The 19,860-nt window shown below is 63.8% G+C and carries 18 protein-coding genes and 1 tRNA gene; 7 read left to right on the top strand and 12 right to left on the bottom strand.

What is annotated here, in order from left to right; translation table 11 throughout:
* The 4 genes from OK351_RS15415 to OK351_RS15430 form a co-directional block, all read right to left on the bottom strand.
* Entirely contained in the window at window positions 1–1,419 is a 1,419-nt protein-coding gene (locus OK351_RS15415) for a GH1 family beta-glucosidase (protein WP_265160760.1), read from the bottom strand.
* The gene (locus OK351_RS15420) at window positions 1,419–2,303 is read right to left on the bottom strand and encodes a carbohydrate ABC transporter permease (RefSeq protein ID WP_265160761.1); all 885 of its coding nucleotides are present in this window, start codon (window positions 2,301–2,303) and stop codon (window positions 1,419–1,421) included. The genes OK351_RS15415 and OK351_RS15420 overlap by 1 nt, the downstream gene beginning before the upstream one ends.
* Window positions 2,300–3,442 carry a carbohydrate ABC transporter permease gene (locus OK351_RS15425; RefSeq protein WP_265160762.1) on the bottom strand — a complete coding sequence of 381 codons (1,143 nt, stop codon included), beginning with the start codon at window positions 3,440–3,442 and terminating at the stop codon, window positions 2,300–2,302. The genes OK351_RS15420 and OK351_RS15425 overlap by 4 nt, the downstream gene beginning before the upstream one ends.
* Window positions 3,443–3,513: 71 nt before the next feature.
* Complete coding sequence (locus tag OK351_RS15430; RefSeq protein ID WP_265160763.1) at window positions 3,514–4,842, bottom strand: ABC transporter substrate-binding protein; 1,329 nt, start codon at window positions 4,840–4,842, stop codon at window positions 3,514–3,516.
* A gap of 298 nt (window positions 4,843–5,140) precedes the next feature.
* On the opposite strand from OK351_RS15430, the gene OK351_RS15435 reads away from it, so the two are divergent.
* Genes OK351_RS15435 through OK351_RS15445 form a run of 3 tightly spaced genes read left to right on the top strand, consistent with a single transcriptional unit; the run spans window position 5,141 to window position 9,014 of the window.
* Window positions 5,141–6,067, top strand: a complete 927-nt coding sequence (locus tag OK351_RS15435; protein ID WP_265160765.1) for an ABC transporter ATP-binding protein — start codon at window positions 5,141–5,143, stop codon at window positions 6,065–6,067.
* On the top strand, window positions 6,064–8,394 hold the full coding sequence (locus OK351_RS15440) for a YhgE/Pip domain-containing protein (RefSeq protein WP_265160767.1): 2,331 nt from the start codon (window positions 6,064–6,066) through the stop codon (window positions 8,392–8,394). Before OK351_RS15435 ends, OK351_RS15440 begins: the two co-directional genes overlap by 4 nt.
* Entirely contained in the window at window positions 8,391–9,014 is a 624-nt protein-coding gene (locus OK351_RS15445; protein WP_265160768.1) for a TetR/AcrR family transcriptional regulator, read from the top strand. Before OK351_RS15440 ends, OK351_RS15445 begins: the two co-directional genes overlap by 4 nt.
* A 32-nt stretch (window positions 9,015–9,046) precedes the next feature.
* On the opposite strand, the gene OK351_RS15450 is transcribed toward OK351_RS15445, so the two are convergent.
* On the bottom strand, window positions 9,047–9,571 hold the full coding sequence (locus OK351_RS15450) for a SixA phosphatase family protein (protein WP_265160770.1): 525 nt from the start codon (window positions 9,569–9,571) through the stop codon (window positions 9,047–9,049).
* Between the two features lie 74 nt (window positions 9,572–9,645).
* Window positions 9,646–10,437 carry a winged helix-turn-helix domain-containing protein gene (locus OK351_RS15455; protein WP_265160771.1) on the bottom strand — a complete coding sequence of 264 codons (792 nt, stop codon included), beginning with the start codon at window positions 10,435–10,437 and terminating at the stop codon, window positions 9,646–9,648.
* A 614-nt stretch (window positions 10,438–11,051) separates the two neighbouring features.
* Here OK351_RS15455 and OK351_RS15460 point away from each other — a divergent pair.
* On the top strand, window positions 11,052–11,792 hold the full coding sequence (locus OK351_RS15460) for a response regulator transcription factor (protein ID WP_265160772.1): 741 nt from the start codon (window positions 11,052–11,054) through the stop codon (window positions 11,790–11,792).
* On the top strand, window positions 11,789–13,276 hold the full coding sequence (locus OK351_RS15465) for a sensor histidine kinase (RefSeq protein ID WP_265160773.1): 1,488 nt from the start codon (window positions 11,789–11,791) through the stop codon (window positions 13,274–13,276). The genes OK351_RS15460 and OK351_RS15465 overlap by 4 nt, the downstream gene beginning before the upstream one ends.
* Here the strand turns inward: OK351_RS15465 and upp are convergent.
* Entirely contained in the window at window positions 13,273–13,920 is a 648-nt protein-coding gene (upp, locus tag OK351_RS15470; RefSeq protein WP_265160774.1) for a uracil phosphoribosyltransferase, read from the bottom strand. The two genes, OK351_RS15465 and upp, sit on opposite strands and share 4 nt — an antisense overlap.
* A 172-nt stretch (window positions 13,921–14,092) precedes the next feature.
* Between upp and tadA the strand changes: the two genes are divergently transcribed.
* Window positions 14,093–14,569 (top strand): tRNA adenosine(34) deaminase TadA, encoded by a 477-nt coding sequence (gene tadA / locus OK351_RS15475; protein WP_265160775.1) that lies wholly within the window; start codon window positions 14,093–14,095, stop codon window positions 14,567–14,569.
* A gap of 94 nt (window positions 14,570–14,663) precedes the next feature.
* Window positions 14,664–14,751, top strand: a tRNA-Ser gene (locus tag OK351_RS15480).
* A gap of 758 nt (window positions 14,752–15,509) precedes the next feature.
* Here OK351_RS15480 and OK351_RS15485 read toward each other — a convergent pair.
* The 5 genes from OK351_RS15485 to OK351_RS15505 form a co-directional block, all read right to left on the bottom strand.
* Window positions 15,510–16,052: a YaeQ family protein gene (locus OK351_RS15485; RefSeq protein ID WP_265160776.1), complete on the bottom strand. Its 543-nt coding sequence runs from the start codon at window positions 16,050–16,052 to the stop codon at window positions 15,510–15,512.
* A 283-nt stretch (window positions 16,053–16,335) separates the two neighbouring features.
* Window positions 16,336–16,608 (bottom strand): DUF6457 domain-containing protein, encoded by a 273-nt coding sequence (locus OK351_RS15490; protein ID WP_265160777.1) that lies wholly within the window; start codon window positions 16,606–16,608, stop codon window positions 16,336–16,338.
* 2 nt (window positions 16,609–16,610) lie between these two features.
* On the bottom strand, window positions 16,611–17,216 hold the full coding sequence (locus tag OK351_RS15495; RefSeq protein WP_265160778.1) for a molybdenum cofactor guanylyltransferase: 606 nt from the start codon (window positions 17,214–17,216) through the stop codon (window positions 16,611–16,613).
* Window positions 17,213–18,463, bottom strand: coding sequence for a molybdopterin molybdotransferase MoeA (gene glp / locus OK351_RS15500; protein WP_265160780.1), 1,251 nt, complete (start codon window positions 18,461–18,463; stop codon window positions 17,213–17,215). Before glp ends, OK351_RS15495 begins: the two co-directional genes overlap by 4 nt.
* A 90-nt stretch (window positions 18,464–18,553) precedes the next feature.
* Window positions 18,554–19,780 (bottom strand): nitrate/nitrite transporter, encoded by a 1,227-nt coding sequence (locus OK351_RS15505; protein WP_265160782.1) that lies wholly within the window; start codon window positions 19,778–19,780, stop codon window positions 18,554–18,556.
* Between the last annotated feature and the right edge of the window lie 80 nt (window positions 19,781–19,860).

A 19,860-nucleotide genomic window follows, 5' to 3' on the forward strand; every position in this document is an offset into this window, starting at 1 on the left:
TCAGGCCATTGTACGAGTGGCTGAAATCAGCTTGGCATACGCCTTCCCGCTGTCCTTAATAATTCGTTGTTGCGTCCGGTAATCAACGTGCACGATCCCGAAGCGTTTGGCGTACCCCCAAGCCCATTCGAAGTTGTCCAGCAGCGACCAGACGAAGTAGCCCCGCACATCCGTCCCGGCTTCAATGGCCAGGCCCACCTGTTCGATATGGTCCATGATGTACCGCTCCCGCTGCGGATCGCTGACCGTACCCTGGTCCGTCAGCCGCTCCTCGTAGGCGGCACCGTTCTCGGTGATGTACAGCGGTGGCAGGTCCGGGTACTGCCGCCCCAACCGGGTCAACAGGGTCAACAGGCCCCGCGGGTTCACTTCCCACCCCATGGCCGTGCGCGGCAGGTCCCGGGAGGGGAAGCTCACGTACTCGCTGCCCACAAAGGGCGAGGATTTCGGTGAATCGGTGGGAACCACCGCGGCCGGCTCGCCCGGTCCCAACGGGTGCCCGGAGACATTGTCATCGTGATAGTGGTTGACCCCCAGGAAATCCAGCGGCTGGCTGATCGTTTCCAGGTCCCCGTCATGCACCACCTCGGCCAGCCCGTAGCCCGCCACGTCCGCAAGCAGGTCGGCGGGGTAGGCACCGCGCAGTATCGGGTCCAGGAACATGCGGTTCCACAGGGCATCGACCCGGCGTGCCGCCTCCAGATCCACCGGATCCGACGGATCGTTGGGCACGGCATTGGTCAGATTCAGCGTGATACCCACCTGTTCGGCACCCAGTTCGCGTAACCGGGCGGTGGCCAGGCCGTGGGCCAGATGCTGGTGATGCACCGCGGCCAAGGCGGCGCGTGGGTCCTGGCGTCCCGGGGCATGTTCCCCGGCCGCATAACCGATCAGCGAGGAACACAAGGGCTCATTGAAGGTGGTCCAGTGCTTCACCCGGTCGCCCAAGACCGCGTACACCGCCTCGGCGTAATCCACGAACCGGTGGGAAGTCTCCCGGCTGGTCCAGCCACCGCGTTCCTCCAATGCCTGCGGCAAGTCCCAGTGGTACAGCGTCAGCCAAGGCAGGATCCCGGCCTCCAGCAGTTCGTCGACCAACCGCGAGTAGAAGTCCAGGCCCTTGGGGTTGACCTCCCGGCCGCCGGGAACGACGCGGGCCCAGCTGGTGGAGAACCGGTAGGAATCCAGACCCAGTTCGCTCATCAGGGCCACGTCTTCGCGGTACCGGTGGTAGTGGTCCACCGCGATTTCAGGGGTATGTGCCCCGGCGATCGTCCCGGGTTTGCGGGCGAAGGCATCCCAGACGGAATCCTCCTTGCCCTCCAGATGCGCCGCGCCTTCGATCTGGGCGGCTGCGGTGGCCGAACCCCAGATGAAACCCTGTGGCCAGTGGAAGTCGGGTGATAGTTGGTGAGTCATTAGCCTTTCACAGCTCCTGCCATGATTCCGGAAACAAGTTGTCGGCCCGCCACGATGAACAACAGCAGCAGCGGGATGGTGGCCAATACGGCACCGGACATCACGATCGTGTAGTCCACGTACTTGGCCGATTGCAGTTGGCTCAGGGCCACCTGCAGGGTGGGGTTCTGCGGCGCGATCAGCAGCGGCCACAGGTAGTCGGTCCAGGCCGTCATGAAGGTGAACAGCGCCAGGATCGCCATGGCCGGCCGGGCGGCGGGCACTGCCACATGCCAGAACGTGCCGATCATGCTCGCCCCGTCGATCCGTGCGGCCTCGATCAGTTCATCGGGGATCACATCCACAAGGTACTGGCGCATGAAGAACACGCCGAAGGCGGTCACCAGGGTAGGCACGATGATCGCCCCCAGGGATCCGGTCCAGCCGAACTCCTTCATCATCATGAACAACGGGATGATGCCCAGTTGTGTGGGCACGGCCAGGGTTGCGATGACGAATACCAGCAGCCCCGACTTGCCGCGGAAGCGCAGCTTGGCGAAGGCGTATCCGGCCAGGGTGGAGAAGCTGACAACCGAGAAGGTGATGACCCCTGAGACGATGATGCTGTTGAACAGCGCACCCCAGAAGTCCACGGTCGCAAAGACCTCCGCGACATTGGTCCAGAACTGTCCTCCGGGCAGCAGTGGCGGCCAGGTGGAGGCGAATACGCTGCCGGTGCTGGAGCCGATCACCATTGAATACCACAGCGGGAATGCCCCGCCGAGGAAAAAGGCCAGCAGGATCCCGTAGGTGAGGAACCCGGGTCGGGCATCGATGCCGAAGGACTTGCCCCGACGGGGTGTTTTAGTCCGGGGCGTCCGGGTGGCTAGGGTCGGGGCGCTCATGGCTTGGGCTCCTGGCGGTCGGCTGGTTCCGCGGCAGGGAACTGCACGGCCGCGATCGTGTCTATCGGGATGCCTCTCGGGTTCCGTCGGCGCCTCCCGAAGCGTGGGGCACCACGCCGCCTGGTTTCGGCGGAGGCGATCGTGGTGGAAAGCAGGAAGTTCAGCAGCCCGATGGCGATGATGATCAGGAACAGCATCCAGGCCACGGCGGAGGCCTTGCCGAAGTCTCCCCTATTGAAGGCCAGGTCCCACAGGTAGAGCACCGTGGTCTGGTATTCGCGGTTGGGTCCGCCCAGCGCCGAGCTGCTCGGATTGAACAGTTTCGGTTCGGTGAAGATCTGCAGCCCGCCGATGGTGGCGGTGATGATCACGAAGATCATGGTGGGCCGGATCGAGGGCAACGTGATCGAGAAGAAGCGGCGCAAGGCCCCGGCCCCGTCGATTGCCGCGGATTCGTGGATCTCACGGGGCACCGCCTGCATCGCGGCCAGCAGGATCAGCGCGTTGTAACCGGTCCAGCGCCAATTCACCATGGTCGCGATGGCCAGGTGCGAGGGGAACACCTCGGATTTCCAGGACACCGGGTCGATATCGAGCATGCCGATCAGGTTGTTGATCATCCCGTACTTCTCATCGAAGGCGCTGGAGAAGATCAGTGTCACGGCCACCGGGGTGACCACGTAGGGCAGCAGGATCCCCATCCGCCAGAACGTCTTGGCCCGGATGTTCCGGTCCAACATGGCGGCAATGAAGGTGGCGACCACCAGCTGCGGGATGGCCGAGAGCAGGAAGATGCTGAACGTGTTGAACAGCGAGTTCCAGAAGTACGGGTCGGCCAGTTCCACCCGGTAGTTCTCCAGCCCCACCCATTGACCGGCACCGGAGAGCAGATCCCAGTCATTGAGCGACACGATGAACGTGTAGACCAGGGGGAACAGTCCCACCAGGCCGAAGAGCAGGAAAAACGGGGCCACATAGAGATACGGGGAGGCCTTGGTATCGAAGCGGCTGAACGAATGTCGACGCCGTTTCCGCCGGTCGTCCTGGGGACGGCGTCGTGGCGGCCTCACGTCCGCTGTCGGCCCGGGTCCGTTGCGCGGGTTGCCGGTGCCGCGAGCCTGATTGGCAAGTGTGCTCATGGTGCGGTTCTTCCTGCACGTATCCATCGGGTCCGCGCCGCGTTCGCACACGGACCCGTTGGCTACCGGTGCTACTTGAGGTCCAGGTTCTTCAGGGTTTCCAGTGCCGAGTCCCACGCGCTCTGCCCGTCGGTCCCCTTGTCCAACGCAATGGTGGCCGGTCCGAAGACCTGTTCCTGGATCACCGAGTCATCCGCCCCCTTGAACTGGGCTTCCACCCCCTCGGCCCGGTTGCCCAGGATCTCGCCGATGGGCGCATCGTTGAAGAAGGCGGTCAGGTCGTTCTGGCCGGTCACCACCGGATCGGATTGGGCCTCGATATTGCTCGGGAAGGTTCCCGCCGCTTCGAAGGCCGCGGCCTGCGAGGTGGCGTTGGTCAGCCATTCGGCGAGCTTGGCCGCCTCGGCCGGGTGCGTGGACTGTTCCGGCACGGTCAGGAAGGTCCCGCCCCAGTTGGCCGGGCCGCCGGGGAAGACATCGGCGAAGTCCCAGCCGGAGTCGGCGTCACCGCCGGCGGCCTCGACCTGGCCCTTGAGCACGCCCAGCATCCAGCCGGGGCAGACGAAGGTGGCGAAGGAGCCGTCAACGAAGGCCTGTCCCTTGCCCCAGTCCCACTGGGTCTGTGCCGCGGAGAGGCCGGACTGCGCGGCATCGGCCAGCAGGTCCCACCGTTCACGCAATTCGGTATTGCCCTCGATGTTCAAGGAGCCATCGGCCGTGTAGTACCCCTCGGGCAGCTGGTTCACCATGGCGTTCCAGACGAACCCGGACTGGTCGTACCAGGCCTTGCCGGTTTCCTGCTCGTACTTCTTTCCGGTGTCGAAGAAGTCCTTCCAGCTCGCGGAGTCGCCGCCGAGCAGTTCGGCGACCTCCTCGCGGTCCGAAGGCAGTCCGGCGTCCTCCAGGAGATCCCCGTTGTAGCAGATGCCCTGGGGGCCGATATCTGTCCCGTAACCGATGATCCGGCCCTCGGGATCGGTGGCCTGGGCGGTTTTCCACGGGACCCAGCGGTCCTGGATCTCACTGGCGCCGTGATCACGCAGGTCGACAAAGGTGTCCGAAACCGTCATGACCTGGCCCAGCCAGCCTTCTTCCACCGCTTGCACGTCCGGCAGCCCGGAGCCGGCGGCCTGTTTGGTCTTCCAGTCGGTCAATGCGTTGCCACCGGTGTCGATGTTAGTCGCCTCGATGGTAATCCCCGGGTTGTCGTTCTCGTATTGCTCGTAGAGACCGTCGAGTCCCATGGTGCCGAAGGTGGTGACCTTCAGGGTGACCGGGTTCTCGGTCGACGCCGGCTCATCGCTGGCCGTACCGCCGCCGGAACAGCTGGTGACCGCCAGCGCGACGGCTGCTGCGGATGCAACAGCGGCGGAAATCCTGATTCGTCTTGCTCGTTTCACGTCGTTCTCCTCAGATGCGGTGCGAAATGGTGCTGGCCGGTTCGAATCCCTTGAATTTCATGAGAGCGCTCTCACAATAAAACTAGAACCGATCCCATCCGGCGTTTTTGTCGACCAGCATTCGATGGTCACCACTTGAATCAAAATGTGAGCGCTCTCACAAATGCTGTGTGGTCAATTCTCCCCCGTCCCCGGCGTTTGTCAACCCCCTCACGCACATGGACCGACCCGGTCGGGTGTGACCAGAAGAATACTCCTACTATTTGAACTGACCGGTCAGTTCAAATAGTCTTGTTCCATGCTTTTAGCCGAGTCGATTTCCTTTACTGGCCGCCACACCAGCCTGGTGGACCCCACCTCCCTGCAGGTGCAGCGCAGCGAGGTGATGCTGGTCGTGGCCGAACCGCAGATTTCGCGTACCGCGTTGAGCCTGCTGCTCTCCGGGAGGATGAAACCGGACTCGGGGAGCATACGCTGGAAGGGCTCGACCAGCCTGCCGAAGCTGCGCGCCGCTAGCGCCCTGGTGGACTCGCCGGAAATCAATGCCCCGGAGCAACACCTGAAGATCCGTGACCTCGTGGCCGAAGACCTGTCCCTGGTTCCCGAACCGATCTGGCGCAAACGTGGCATCGAGGCTTGGCTTGAAATGCATGGTTTCGCCCCGTATGCAGATGACTGGATTGATTCGGTGGAGCCGTTGATCCGGCTGGAGATCATGGCCCGGCTCAGCGAGGAATACCGGCAGGTGCAGCTGGCCGTCTTCGACTCGCCGGACCGGCACGGGATCGAGGACGCCAGCTGGCTGGAACTACTCGAGGAGCTGGCCGGCACCCGACGGCAACTGGCCGTCGTGGCCGTGGTCAGCCGGGTTCCTGACTGCTGGGACGGAGCCGTGGCCTATCTGGGCGCGGACAACCTGGCCGATCCCCTGCACCGAGCGGAGCCAGCCGAGCCCGAGCACACCCCGGACACCGAGCAGAGCCAGGCCACACCGGTGGCCCAAGCCGATACCACCGAAGCGTCCGGGACAGCCACTGAACCGGACACGACCGGGAACCGGCCGGCACAGGAACACTCCGATAAGACCACCGCGCTGCCGCTACCGGAGGCACCAGACCAGGCAATCCAGCCATTGCGGGAAGCAGCCCCCGAGGCGGACCCCGATCCCGCTGCAACGAGCCTGCCGGCCCCGGATGACACCACAGACGTTAAGGACCCCACATGACCACCCTGAGACTGGCGCTGTCCGAGCTCAAGCGGATGACCCGTGGCACTCTGCCCAAATTGGCGATCATCGCCTTGAGCTGTGTCCCCCTGCTCTACGGCGCCCTGTACCTGTACGCGAACTGGGACCCGCAATCGCACCTGTCCGGGGTGCGGGCCGCACTGGTCAACCTCGATGAGGGGGCCGAGAAGTCCGGCAAGGACCTGCATGTGGGTGACGATGTCACCCGGACCCTGCTGGAGGATGGAACCTTCGGGTGGGAACTGGTGGGTTCCGAGACCGCCGCGAACGCCGGGGTGGCCAGCGGCGAGTATTCCTTTGCGATGACCATCCCCGCAGATTTCTCGGCGAACCTGGCCTCGCCGGCCGACTTCGAGCACGCCCGCCAGGCGCTGTTGAAGATCACTACCAATGATGCCAACAACTTCATGGTGGGCACCTTTGCCGACACCTTGGCCAACGAGGTGCACACCTCGGTGGCCAAGGAGGTGGGTACCCAGACCGCGGACTCGATGATCGCCGGTTTCGTGGACATCCACTCCTCCATGGCCGAAGCCGCCGACGGTGCCGAACAGGTCTACGACGGCACGCTGCGGCTGGCCGACGGGGTGGCCACACTCAACGACGGGGCACGACAGTTGCTTGACGGCTCCCGTTCCCTGGCCAGTGGCAGCGCCGAACTGTCCGCGGGCACCCGGGACCTGAAGGAAGGCAGCAGTTCCCTGGTCGAGGGGCAAACCCAACTACGCGACGGCGCCAAGTCCCTCGCCGAGGGCACCGGCACCCTGGATTCCGGGGCCAGCGAGCTGTATGAGGGACTGTCCACGATGCAGCAGCAAACCAAAACCCTGCCCGACTCCGTGCAACAGCTGGATGACGGCGCCCAGGATGCCGCCGCCGCGGCACGGAAACTGGCCGACGGATCGGCGCAGGTGGCCGAGGGCAATGCGGCACTGAACGCCAAGGTCGCCGAGGCGGCCGAGGTGATCACCGCGCTGGAGGCCGAAACCGGCAAGCAACTTGAATCCGCCGAGAAACAGGCCCTCGAGCGCATCCAGGGGCTGGTGGACACCGGTGTCATCACCCAGGAGCAGGCGGATTCGCTGGTCGAGGAGGTCTCCGCGGCCCTGCAGGAAGCCACCGGCAATTCGCAGCTGGCGCAGCGGGCCAAGGACGCGAAGGCGGAACTGGCCACCGCCCAGGACCAGATCCAACAGCTGGCCGACGGCTCGGCACAGGTAGCCGACGGAAACGCGCAGCTGGCCAGCGGTTTGTCCACGTTGGCGAAGGGAACCGGGCAGTTGAACCAGGCCGTGCCCACCCTGGTGGCCGGAATCGATCAAGCCGCCACCGGCAGCGGGGCGTTGGCCGAAGGGGCAGGCCAGCTCGATGAAGGCGCTGGGGAGCTCTATTCCGGGCAGGTCCAGGCCCTGTCCGGGGCCAAACAGCTGGATTCCGGCGCCGGAAAACTGACCGAAGGAGCCGGGCAACTGGCCGAGGGCAGCACCGAACTGTCCACCGGTCTCGAACAATTGCAGGACGGGGTCAGCGAGCTGGGAACCGGTTCGGCGGACCTCAGCGAAGGATCCCAGGAATTGGCCACCGGTCTGAGCGATGGCACCGACCAGGTCCCGAACCCCGACGCGGCCACCCAGGATCGTCTGGCCAAGGTGATGGGTGATCCGGTCTCGGTGGATCGCACCGATCAGGCCAAGGCCGGCGCCTACGGCGAGGGGCTGGCCCCCTTCTTCATCACCCTGGCCACCTGGATCGGAGCATTCATCCTGACCCAGGTGATGCGCCCGATCACCAAACGCGCGTTGGCTTCCAACGGGCGCAATTGGAAGATCGCCGTGGGCGGCTGGATGCCGTTTTTCCTGCTCTCGGTCATCCAGTCCTCACTGCTCTACGCGGTGGTGTTGTTCTGGCTGGGGCTCGATAGCGCCCATCCGTGGCTGACCTGGGGGCTGCTGTTCCTGGCCTCCATGGCCTTCACCGCCATCATCCAGGGCATTTGCGCCCTGGCCGGGGCCGCCGGGAAGTTCGTGGTACTGGTACTGATGGTGCTGCAGCTGGTCACTGCCGGGGGCACCTTCCCCTGGGAGACCCTACCCGAGCCCTTGCATGTCTTGCACCGGATCCTGCCGATGGGCCACGTCGTGGTTGGTCTGCGACACTTGATCTACGGGGCTGACTTGTCGGTGCTGACGGAAGTGGTGCTGGGACTACTCGGCTACACCCTGCTGGGTCTGCTCCTGAGCACCCTGGCCGTGCGCAAACACAAGACCTGGACCCTGAAGTCCCTGCAACCGGAGTTGAGCATATGAGTTCGGATGCCGTTCCCCGCTCCCGGGTACGCGCCACCACGTCGAAGGAACGGCTCTTTGCCGCCTCGATGACCCTCTTGGGCCAACGGGGGATCAACTCCGTCTCGGTGGAGGAAATCGCCCGGGCTGCCGGAGTTTCCAAGGGCACCGTCTACTACAATTTCGGATCAAAGGACAGCATGATCGGGGCCATGCTGGAATTCGGTGCACAGAGCCTGCTCGATGAACTGGAACAGGACGCGGCCGAGCCGGAGGGACTCAAAGCCCTGCAGGCCATGGTGCTCTCGGCCTTCCGGTTCGTGCAGGCCTATCCCTCCTACGCGCAGCTGTGGATCAGCGAACAACAACGCGGTGAGAGTCCTTGGAGCGCCGACGTTGATAAGTTCCGTCGATTGATCACCGAGCAGATCGCCGCGGTGCTACGGCGCACCGTGGCGGTACCCGAACCACTGCTCATCGCCTCGGCCAAGGCCATGTTCGGGGCCGCATTGCTCACTGCCAGGGAACGGGCGCTGAGCGATCCCATGCCGGACCTGGGCACCTGTGTGCAGGCCGTCATGGCCACCGTGTATGGGCTGCAACAGCTGGCGTCCGGGACGTACCGTTTCCAGGACTCCTGAAGAATCCGGCCTACTGCAGGGTAGCGGCCGGATCAGTCCCGGGGTACCGCGAAGTGGGTCACCTTGGCATCCCGGGCATCCAGGTGCGCGTAGGAGTGCTCGGTCTCCAATACGGTCAGCCCCAGGGTGGGATAGTTCATGGCCAGCTCGTACACCGATTCCTCATCGGAATGCGCTGAGGCCAGGCGCAGTGCCAGGTCCTGCAACACCGGCTGGTGGCCAATGACCAGCAAGGTGGTCACGGTATCCGGTGTTTCGTTGATGATCGAGCACAGTTGCGAGGTGGAAGCCGAGTAGATCCGCGAGTCCAGGTACGGGGTCGGCCCCTTGTCCCCCAGCTCGGAGAGCACCCAGGAACAGGTGGCGCGGGTGCGCAGGGCATCGGAGCACAGGATGTAGTCCGGGATCAGGTTGTTCTCCACCAGCCAGCGCCCGGCAGCCGGGGCTTCGCGGTTTCCGCGGGCGGCCAGCGGCCGGTCGTGGTCGGCAACTCCCAGCGGATAATCCGCCTTGGCGTGGCGAAGCAGGATGAGCCTACGAAGATGCGAAGTATTCATATCCCCAGCTTAACCGCCAGACGGTGGCTGGATCCCGCAAAGGGATCCAGCCACCGTCTGGCTTAAATGGTGTGCTAGATGGAGTATTCCGGAGCGGCCCAGACAACAACTTCCGGGTGCTCGTAGAAGCGGTACCCCTGGCCACGCACGGTGCGCACCGTGTTGGCCAGTCGTCCCAGCTTCGAACGCAGGCGGCGGATATGCACGTCGATGGTGCGCTCGTTGGGAATCTCCTCGGCATTGCGCCACAGGTTTTCCAGCAGTTCCTCACGGCCTACGGTGCGGGTACCGTTTTCCACCAGGAAGTTGAGCAGTTCGAATTCCTTGAACGTCAGGTTCAGCGTTTCACCGTCCAGGTAGACTTCACGACGCGACAGGTCGATCAGCACGCCTGAGGGGCGTGGGGTCGAGGGACGGTTCTCGGCGCGGGCCCGCCGGTTCACGGTGGGGTCACCCAACGCCTGGCGGACAACATCGATGGCTTCCCCCTGGGCTCCTGTCGGAGCCAGGGCCACAGCCGCGTGGGTCTGCGCCTGTGGTGACAGGGTGGCCAGGAAGGCGCGAACCTGGGTGGCCAGCTTGCCCAGCGAGGTTCCATTGGCCTGGGCGGTGGCCTCATCCAACCCGACATAGAGCACGAATCCGCGAGCAGTGGTATCTGCGGCGCCACCCTGGTTACCAGCGGTCTGGACCGGGGTGGTGACCTGATGTTTTACGGATTCTCGCGGCTCATGGTTGGTGGACACGGCTCGAAGCGGGCGATAACCGGCCGGGGCGTAGGTGCCGGCAGTCGAACGCTGCGCTGCTGCTGCGCGGTTCTGCGCGTTGCGAATAGAGACGTGTACGTATCCGGATCCAGCCGTCATGTTTTTCCTCTAACTCTGCGAAGGCCAAGTGGTTTGGCGCTAATGCTTCGGGTTTACTTGCGCCGCGGACGTCCTTCTCTACATCCACAACAGTTGGTTTCCCGTCAGCGGTTCCTGCCCTGGTGCGATTTCCCCTACCGTCCCCCTGGGCCTTTCCCGCTGACGCCGAGCATTCGACAACAGCACATGCGAAACAGCCGGGGATGGTTTCCCGGTTCGCTTGCACTGCTCTGCGCCTGACTCACACTTACAGTTTCCCCGTAACATTCGGAACTTGCAAGTAACAAACAGGGCCCCTGTCCAGAATGTGAGACAAAACTGTCCAATTGTGACCCTTGCCACCTTGGGCATATAGAACCGTCAAGCGCTTAACGTACTGCGCATTGCTCGATATTCCCAAGAGGAATGGACAATATGATCAAGCCATTCATACCCCCGTATATTCATTCAGCATCTCATGCTGTTCATCGTGCAAACATTCGCCGTTTACCGCTCTTGACCAAATAATCCTCTATCTGTATTGCGCATGACCGCATAAAATCAAGTGAGCCGACACAGTAAACGCACAGCTAAAACACAAAGTCAGCCCAATGCAATAGGGGAAAGTAAATACCATGAATGATTCCCGCTTCTCGCCCTCCCAGCTGCCCCGACTTACCCATCCGGACGGAACCCCGATCAAGGTCCTGGTCGTCGATGACGAGCCGTCATTGGCCGAACTGGTCTCCATGGGCACACGCATGCTGGGCTGGGAATCGGCCATCGCCCATGACGGGCCCGAAGCCGTGGCCACCGCACGCAATTTCTCCCCCGACGTGCTGGTGCTTGACTGGATGCTTCCGGGTTTCGACGGTCCCGAGGTACTACGCAAGGTGCGCAGCTACTTCCCCGATGTGCCGGTCCTGTTCCTCACCGCCAAGGATGCCGTCGAGGACCGGATCGAGGGCCTGGGTGCCGGCGCAGATGACTACGTGGCCAAGCCCTTCAGCCTGGAGGAGGTGCTCATCCGCTTACACCGACTGGTGGAGCGCTCCGGAGCCACCAGCGCCGACACGGCAGAGCTGGTTGTGGGCGACCTGGTCCTGAACCTGGATTCCCACGATGTCTCACGGGCAGGGCGTGCCATCTCGCTGACCGCCACCGAGTTCGACCTGCTCGCCTACCTGATGAACAACGCACGTCGGGTGGTCTCCAAATCCCAGATCCTGGACAACGTCTGGCACTACGACTTTGATGGCCAGGCCAACATCGTGGAGCTGTACATCTCATACCTGCGCAAGAAGATCGATGTTGACGCCGAACCGATGATCCACACGGTGCGCGGTGTGGGGTATGTGCTGAAGCCCGCGGCATGAGCCTGTCCTCCCGCCCGGCGCGCCGGCCGACCCCCTACACCCTGCAGCGACGGCTGCTGGTGATCCTGCTCGGTTCACTGACCCTGGTCTGCATCCTGTTGGGACTGCTCTACAACGCCGGCATGCGCCAGACCCTGATGTCTCAGCTCAATGAGCAACTGAACCAGGCAGCGAATCGCGCGGCCACCTACTCCACCCCGCAACACGCCTCACATGACCTCTTTGCCCCCGGACAGGCCTCGGGAACCCTCAATGCCCGCTTCGTTGACGGTAATCTCACCGCCGGAGCATGGCTGGATGAACGAACCGGCGACATCATCACGATCACCGAAGACGACGTGAAACCGCTATTGTCCCTGGAAGTGAATTCCAAACCGGTGGCACGCACACTGTCCTTGGGCAACTACCTGTTGCTGGCCAGACCGGATCAGGGATCGGGTGGGGTGCTGATAACCGGTCTCCCCACCGAGCCGACCGAGAACGCCCTGCGTGAGATGGCCTGGCTGACTCTAATGATCGGGGTGCTGACCGTGATCAGCACCGGACTGGCAGGAACCTGGGCGATTGGGCGCTCCTTCGCACCGCTCAAACGTGTTGCGGCGGTGGCTTCCTCGGTGGCCCGCACCGACCTGGAGACGGGTCGGGTCGAATTGAACCAACGCGTGGCCCCGCACGATGCCATTCCGGGCACGGAAGTGGGCAATGTGGGAAGGGCGCTGAATGCCTTGATCGACAATGTCGACAGCGCACTGAAGGTCCGTGACCGCTCGCAGGCCCAGATGCGCCAGTTCGTGGCGGATGCCTCCCACGAGTTGCGCACCCCGCTTTCAGCCATTCGCGGTTATACCGAGTTGCTGTCCGCAACCGAGCATTTTTCGGACGACGGCCGCCGGTCGGTGAACCGGGTCCTGGAGCAGAGCTCCCGGATGAGCACCCTGGTGGAGCAGCTGCTGCTGCTGGCGCGGTTGGAGGAATCCAATTCCTACAAGATGCACCCGGCGAATCTGGCGGCCCTGGCCAAGGAAATCACCGAGGACTTCGAGGTAACGTCCACCGATCACCAATGGTCGTTTACCGCCAAGACACCGCAGGTTCCGATCAACTGCGATTCGTCCGCGCTCCGTCGGGTGATCACCAACCTGCTGGGCAATGCCCGCAAGCACACCAGTGTGGGTAATTCCGTCTCGGTCAGTGTTGGCGTGGACAGCGTCTCCAAGGAGGCGGTTTTAACGGTGGCGGATACCGGTGAAGGAATTGCCCCCGAGTTCCTCCCCCATGTGTTCGAGCGCTTCACCCGTGCGGATACGGCCCGTTCGGGAGCCGACGGAACCACTGGACTGGGTCTGCCGATCGCCAAGAGTATCGTTGAGGCCCACCAGGGCACCATCACCGTTAGCTCCGAACCGGGGCATACCGTCTTCGAGGTACGTTTGCCGCTGGCCAATGGTACCGGCCAGCGGCAGGACAAGTCCGACCAGGACTAGTGCATTGGCGGGGTCACGCCGTAGAGGCGGTCCCCTGCGTCCCCCAGGCCGGGGATAATGTAGGCCTTGTCATCCAGCTTCTCGTCCATGGCGGCCAGCACCAGGTGGACCCGGGAGTCTTCTCCGTGGATCTCGCGCAGGCGCTCGATCCCTTCCGGTGCGGCGATCAGGCAAATGCAGGTTACCGAGGCCGCGCCGCGCTCGAAGATGAACTTGATGGCCTCGGCCAGGGTACCGCCGGTCGCCAGCATCGGGTCCAGGACAAACACCTGACGTCCGGCCAGGTCGTTGGGCACCCGGTCCGCATAGGTGATGATGTCCAGGGTTTCCTCATTGCGGGCCATCCCCAGAAACCCGACCTCCGCGGTCGGTACCAGGCGGGTCATGCCTTCGAGCATGCCCAGTCCGGCGCGCAGGATCGGGACCACCAGCGGGGTGGGCTTGGCGAAGGTGATGCCGGTCGTGGTCGCCACCGGGGTCACCACCTCGACCTCTTCGGTCTTCACTTCACGGGTCGCCTCGTAGGCCAGCAGGGTGACCAGCTCGTCGGTCAGCTGGCGGAAGGTCGGGGAAGCGGTGTGCTTGTCTCGGAGGACGGAAACCTTGTGTGCCACCAATGGGTGGTCGACTACCTGTACGCGCATAGGCAAGAATCTACCAGCCGGAATCCGGCCGCGGCGAGCCCCTGCACCGCCAATTCGCGGGCTATGCGGGCACATTGTGCGCAATGGAACAGCCAGATGCGGTTTCCGTGTCCGGCTGGCCGGTATTTTCCGGCCGCCACGCGACACCACGTGCACGTAGAGTGGAAGAACTATGGAGCAAGAACAGACACAGTGGATGCGATGGGCACTGGATGAGGCCAGGGCCGCATTGCTCACCGATGATGTCCCCATCGGGGCAGTGGTCATCTCCCCCACGGGGCAGCTGCTGTCCACCGGGCGCAACGAACGGGAAGCCACCGCAGACCCCACCGCCCATGCCGAGGTTGTGGCCATCCGCAACGCAGTGAAGGCATTGCAGGCCCGTGGCACGGATGACGGATGGCGGCTGGAGGATTGCACCCTGGTGGTAACCCTTGAACCCTGCGCCATGTGCGCCGGGGCGATCGTGCTTTCCCGCATTCCCAGGCTGGTCTTCGGCGCCTGGGATGAAAAGGCCGGTGCCTGCGGTTCGGTCTTCGACATCGTGCGTGAACCCCGACTGAATCATTGGGTGGAGGTCTACCCGAGGATCCTGGAGGACGAGTGTGCCGATCTGCTCAGGGACTTCTTCCGGGCCAGGCGCCGCTAGCGCGCACCGGCAAATGTGGTTCTGGCCACTTGCAAGCCCAGAACGGCCTTCTGTTTTGGTTTCGGCTTTCGTTCGTTGTAGAGTTATCAGGTCTGGTGACGTGTCCGAGCGGCCGAAGGTGCAACACTCGAAATGTTGTGTACGGTAACCCCGTACCGTGGGTTCAAATCCCACCGTCACCGCGTAGAATTACCCCGGAATCCTTGTGATTCCGGGGTTTTTTCTTACCTGAATTCGACTTGTTCACTTAATCCCGGATCTGTTGCTTCAATGAAAGGACAGTCGAGTTAAAGGTAGAAGTGGCGACTATACGGAAACGACAGATCAAGCACGGAATCAGTATCCAAGGGCACTGGCGAGAACCCGATGGCACGCCTCAACAGCGCACTTACCGGAACGATGGGGACAAAGTGAAAGACCTCAAACGCTTCCTGGATGCCAGCGGAGAAGCTGATCAGGAATTTGGGCGCCCCAACGCATTGATTGCATCGGCTACCGTCGCACCTGAGTGCTGACTGCGATATTCCTTCACATCTTTAGGATCGAGCCCACGAGCGTCGACGGTTATTTCTTGGTGCTCATTCCCGAACCATCCCCATATCATTGCGGCACCGGCGCCCGACAAAACTCCCCAGATTACCTGCTCGAATACGACGGTCTGCAAGAAAGGACATGATCGCGAGGACAAGTATCGCAGCCGGCCGAACAGGTTTCTTCATAGTGGCTCCTAGGTTAAGGGAAAGACCTCCTACTTCCAGCGACACCAGTTGCCCGCAGTAGTGGTCACCGTCAGCCTGTTGCCGTCAATGAAGCCCGTCAAGAGGTCTGCGGGCTTATGACACCCGGGCCGCCGGGGTGTACGTCAGGCGTGCTGCCGGAGACCGTGATCCCACCCGCCGCGGAACACGTCCCGCCGAGCAATGGTGCGGCTCCCTATTACCTACTCGATATGGTGATCGTGGATCTTCGTCTCGAAGGCATTCCCGTTCAGTTCCAGGTAGATCTGTCCCTCGGTCACCGACACCGACAACGTATTGCGCCGGGACAACGAGGCGACGATCGAGTCAATGAATCCCGAATCGAACGAACGTACTGTGATGTGCCCGGAGCGGTGGATGGTCTTACCCTTCCAGGACGCCAGGAGCTTCGCTGGATCACGGTGCGTGTAGACCGCAGCCCGCCCGGCCAGCTTGCTGCCATAGTGCAGACGCTGGGCATCCGGGGCTCCCACCTCGATCCAGGCGGTCACCAGCCCGGTGAGGTCCTTGATCAACACGGCAGGTTCCTCACCGGAGGACACCCCACCGGCCGCGAACCCGATGCCTTCCTCGTATTCCAGGCAGTATGCCAGAACCCGGGTCAACAGATAGCTGTCGGTCTCCGATGCATGTTGCGCCACCCGCAGGGACAGATCCTCATAGACACCACGATCCACATCCGCGAGTTGGACTTCGAAAATCTGTATAGTTGCACCGATTGCCATGGGTCACGAGTCTACCGTGATGCCACCTCCCGCCCGACCACCGTCCAGAAGGATCGGCCCGGATTATGCCCGTTAGTTATCCATGCTCGACCGCAGCCGATCAATGGGCAGCGGTCCTGCACTGTTCCCGCGACCACCAACAAGGGTTCGGCTGGTCATACCCAGCAAGCACACCCTCCCGCCGCACCATGGCACGAGAACCCCACCCCACAGGTGGCACCGCGGGTCCGGCACCGGGGAACGAATGCCTTCCCACTCCCGGATGAGGTCCGCGTGTCTGGGCCTATTCGCCCTGCTGCTCCGCGGCCCAGCGCTTGGCGCGGGCGCTGAGTTGTCCAGCTAACTCTCCCAGCTCGGTTCCCGGCGCCGAGCGGCCCAGGGCCAGACCCAGTAGGAAGGTACTCAGCGGTGCTGCGGGCCGGGCCACGCTGTGGGCGACATCCTTGGCCACATCCAGCAGGGTGGCGATATCCACCTCGTTTTCATCCAGACCGAGCTCTTCGGCTGCGGCGCTGAGCCATTCGTCGAGTGCTTCCGGGGGAAGATGTACTGCCATGGCTAGTCCTCTCTCGTGGTGGGCTGGTGTGCCCGTGCCTGTTCCAATGCTTCGGGGGTGTCGATATCCAGGCTGTCCTGGTTGCTGATCGGCCGGCGTTCCAGTGACAGGGGCATCAGTGCCTTGCGGACCGGTGCGTTGGCCACTGCCTGGCCCAGCTGGTCGCAGATGCGCGCGACGGATTCGGTGCGGTAGGTTCCGGCCATCCACTGTTCACGGCCGTCCTGGTCCACCAGGATGACCCCGTCGGCCTCCCCGGATTCCGGAGCGAAGACCAGGTGAGTGATGACGGCCTGCGGATGTTGCAGGTCGCAGGCCAGGACCATCACCCACGGCGCAGTGACATGTCTGATTCCCGCGGCGATGCCTGCCAATGGTCCCCCGAACGCGGGCTGTTCACGTAGCACCCTATCGGCCATGGTGCCTGCGCTGTCGGGACCCACCACGGTGACCGTCGTTGCCCCGGCTTCACGCGCGGCGGAGATGACCCGGTCGACCAGTCGCCGGCCATGCACGTGCAGTTCGGCCTTGTCGATCCCGCCCAGCCGGCTACCGCGTCCACCGGCCAGGATCAGTGCCTCGAAGTCCATCGTGGTTTTGGGGCTCATGGGATCACCCGGATCACGTCCACGCTGTCCCCGGCCGCCACATCCCCGGTCTCCGCCCCGACCAGGGCATAGCCTTCGGCCGCGCCGAAACCACCAACGGAGTGGGAGATGCTGGATGCGTGCACCGCCGGGGTGCACGCGGTGGCATCCTTCGGATCGAAGACCACCGGCAACACTTGCAGACGTCCCTTGCTCCCGCGCCAGCCCACCGTGGCCCTCGCGGTGGATACGGGTCGTTGCACGGTGGCACTGCCCTGCATGGCACGCAGCGCGGGTCGGACGAAGAGTTCAAAACTCACCGCGGCACTGACCGGGTTTCCCGGGAGCGCAAAGACCATGGCCCCGCCGGACAACCGGCCGGTGCATTGCGGTTGCCCGGGACGCACCGCCACACGGACCGCCCGGACCCCGGGTTCGTCCGCCAGCACCAGGCGCATCACGTCATGGGTTCCCGGTCCCACCCCGCCGGTGGAGATCACCGCGTCGTGGGTGGCGCCCAGTTCGGCCAGCCGTTGCCGGACGGCCTGCGGTTCATCGGCACAACGTTCCATGGTGACCTGCCGGATCCCGGCCTCGGCCAGCAACCCGCGGATCAGCAGTGAATTGGACTCCGGGATCTGGCCGCGCCTCAGTGCGGCACCGATCGGTTGCAGCTCGGATCCGGTGATCAGCACCGCCACCTTGGGGGCGGTGCGCACCAGCACCTCGTGGATCCCGGCCGCAGCTAGGGCCGAGAGGCCCGCGGCGCTCAGCAGCTGCCCGGTTTTGGCGACCGGCGCCCCGATTTGCTTGTCCTCACCGCGCCGTCGCACGTCTTTGCCCGGTTCGACCGCCGCCAGGATTCGCACCCGTTGCGTGGCCCACTGTCCCCCACCGTCCGCAGGTTGGGTGTCTTCGACCCGCACCACCGCGTCGGCAGTACTGGGCAACGGTGCCCCGGTCATGATGCGCACGCACTGTCCCGGACCGATATCCGGGTCAAGGCTGCTCCCGGCGGCCACTTCCCCGAGCACTTCAAGCTCCACGGGGTGCGTTCCTCCGGCGGCGGCCAGGTCGGCGGAGCGGACCGCATAGCCGTCCATGGCCGAGTTGTCCCACAGCGGGAGCGGGTGCGCCGCAGCGACATCCTGGGCCAGGACCGAGCCGTGCAGTGCCGAAAAGTCCTTCACCAGATCCAGACGCTCCGGTACCAGCACCCTGACCTGTTCCAGGATCCAGTCCAGGTGTTCTTCGCAAGTGATTGCCATGGCCTGCCTTCCGTCCTCCTAGGCCAGTATGCCCTACTGCCCCATCGGCCAGACACGCCGGGACTTTCATGAAACGACACGTGGGCACTGCTATTTGCTGCTCTTGGCGTTGCGCAGCATACCGGCGACAACCAGTGCGAAGGTGCCCACCAGAACCAGAAGCCACAACCCCAGGGCATAGGAGTTCGTTTCGGCATGGTAGGTCGCGCCCATGGCCAACGGCGGAAAGTACCCGCCCAGGCCGCCGGCGGCCGCCACCACGCCGCTGACCGCCCCGACCTTCTCCGGCGGGGTGGAAGGTCCCACCCACGCGAACACCGCGCCCATTCCCAGACCCATGGCAGCGGCCATGCCCAGGAACGTGGCTCCGGTGAGGATACCTTCAGGCGGCTGCTGGCCCACGATATAGGCCAGCGAGACGATACCGGCAAGGGAAACCAGGGCCACGACCTTGGGGCCGAACTTGTCGGCCAACACACCACCGATGGGGCGGGCGATCACCGCGGCCACCGCGAACAGTGCGGTGCGGGTACCGGCCCCGACCGGGTCCACCTGATCGGGATAGATAGTCACCAGGTACTTGGGAAGGAAATTCGAAAACGCCACGAAACCGCCGAAGACGATGCCGTAGAGGAAGGACATCTGCCAGGTCACCGGGAGCTTCAGCGCGCCGACCAGCTTCGGGATCAGCGGTTGCCGGCTGGGGACCCACGCCGGGGATTCGCGCAGGAAGAACCAGACCAGCCCCGCGACCACCACCATCAGCCCGGCGATGAACAGGTGCGTCTCGAAGTAGCCGAACTGGCGCAGCAACCGCGGGGTCTGGAAAGCCGAGATAGCGGTACCGATCATGCCCATGCCGAACACGCCGTTGGCAAAGCCGCGCTTCTCCGGCGGGTACCAGGCACTGGCGAAGGGAACGCCGACGGCGAAGATGGTGCCGGCCAGACCCAGGTAGGTGCCGGCCACGATCAGCAGCGGGAAGCTGCCCAGGGTCCCGGCGAGCGCCACCAGCAGTACCGCGGGCACCGATCCCAGCAGTACGAAGGTGAACATCTTGCGGGCACCGAACCGGTCGGTCAGTGCACCGGTGACGATGCGCCCCAGCGCGCCGACGAGCACCGGGGTGGCCAGCATCAGGGACACCTGCCCCTCGCCCAGATCCATACCCTCGGCGTAGAAGGTCTGGATCGGGGAAATGAGCATCCACGCCCAGAACCCGACGGCGCTGGCCAGCGTGGCCAGCAACAGCTGTGGAAATTGGCCGCGCAAATCCGGTGTTGTGGCCGGGGGTGCTGATGTGGAATTTTTGCTCATGGAATTCCTCCACCGGGGCGCTCTGGGTGTCGTTCACCGCGTTGCTCTTGGATTGCACCCTAACCCGCACCTTCGGGTTG

It is taken from the genome of Glutamicibacter sp. MNS18, from assembly GCF_026107515.2.
Lineage (GTDB): Bacteria > Actinomycetota > Actinomycetes > Actinomycetales > Micrococcaceae > Glutamicibacter.

What these genes read in the sequence shown, in the direction of transcription:
- OK351_RS15415 (WP_265160760.1), bottom strand. Translation starts at nt 1,419, where the DNA reads ATGACTCACCAACTATCACCCGACTTCCACTGGCCACAGGGTTTCATC.
- OK351_RS15420 (WP_265160761.1), bottom strand. Translation starts at nt 2,303, where the DNA reads ATGAGCGCCCCGACCCTAGCCACCCGGACGCCCCGGACTAAAACACCC.
- OK351_RS15425 (WP_265160762.1), bottom strand. Translation starts at nt 3,442, where the DNA reads ATGAGCACACTTGCCAATCAGGCTCGCGGCACCGGCAACCCGCGCAAC.
- OK351_RS15435 (WP_265160765.1), top strand. Translation starts at nt 5,141, where the DNA reads ATGCTTTTAGCCGAGTCGATTTCCTTTACTGGCCGCCACACCAGCCTG.
- OK351_RS15440 (WP_265160767.1), top strand. Translation starts at nt 6,064, where the DNA reads ATGACCACCCTGAGACTGGCGCTGTCCGAGCTCAAGCGGATGACCCGT.
- OK351_RS15445 (WP_265160768.1), top strand. Translation starts at nt 8,391, where the DNA reads ATGAGTTCGGATGCCGTTCCCCGCTCCCGGGTACGCGCCACCACGTCG.
- OK351_RS15450 (WP_265160770.1), bottom strand. Translation starts at nt 9,571, where the DNA reads ATGAATACTTCGCATCTTCGTAGGCTCATCCTGCTTCGCCACGCCAAG.
- OK351_RS15455 (WP_265160771.1), bottom strand. Translation starts at nt 10,437, where the DNA reads ATGACGGCTGGATCCGGATACGTACACGTCTCTATTCGCAACGCGCAG.
- OK351_RS15460 (WP_265160772.1), top strand. Translation starts at nt 11,052, where the DNA reads ATGAATGATTCCCGCTTCTCGCCCTCCCAGCTGCCCCGACTTACCCAT.
- OK351_RS15465 (WP_265160773.1), top strand. Translation starts at nt 11,789, where the DNA reads ATGAGCCTGTCCTCCCGCCCGGCGCGCCGGCCGACCCCCTACACCCTG.
- upp (WP_265160774.1), bottom strand. Translation starts at nt 13,920, where the DNA reads ATGCGCGTACAGGTAGTCGACCACCCATTGGTGGCACACAAGGTTTCC.
- tadA (WP_265160775.1), top strand. Translation starts at nt 14,093, where the DNA reads ATGGAGCAAGAACAGACACAGTGGATGCGATGGGCACTGGATGAGGCC.
- OK351_RS15485 (WP_265160776.1), bottom strand. Translation starts at nt 16,052, where the DNA reads ATGGCAATCGGTGCAACTATACAGATTTTCGAAGTCCAACTCGCGGAT.
- OK351_RS15490 (WP_265160777.1), bottom strand. Translation starts at nt 16,608, where the DNA reads ATGGCAGTACATCTTCCCCCGGAAGCACTCGACGAATGGCTCAGCGCC.
- OK351_RS15495 (WP_265160778.1), bottom strand. Translation starts at nt 17,216, where the DNA reads ATGAGCCCCAAAACCACGATGGACTTCGAGGCACTGATCCTGGCCGGT.
- glp (WP_265160780.1), bottom strand. Translation starts at nt 18,463, where the DNA reads ATGGCAATCACTTGCGAAGAACACCTGGACTGGATCCTGGAACAGGTC.
- OK351_RS15505 (WP_265160782.1), bottom strand. Translation starts at nt 19,780, where the DNA reads ATGAGCAAAAATTCCACATCAGCACCCCCGGCCACAACACCGGATTTG.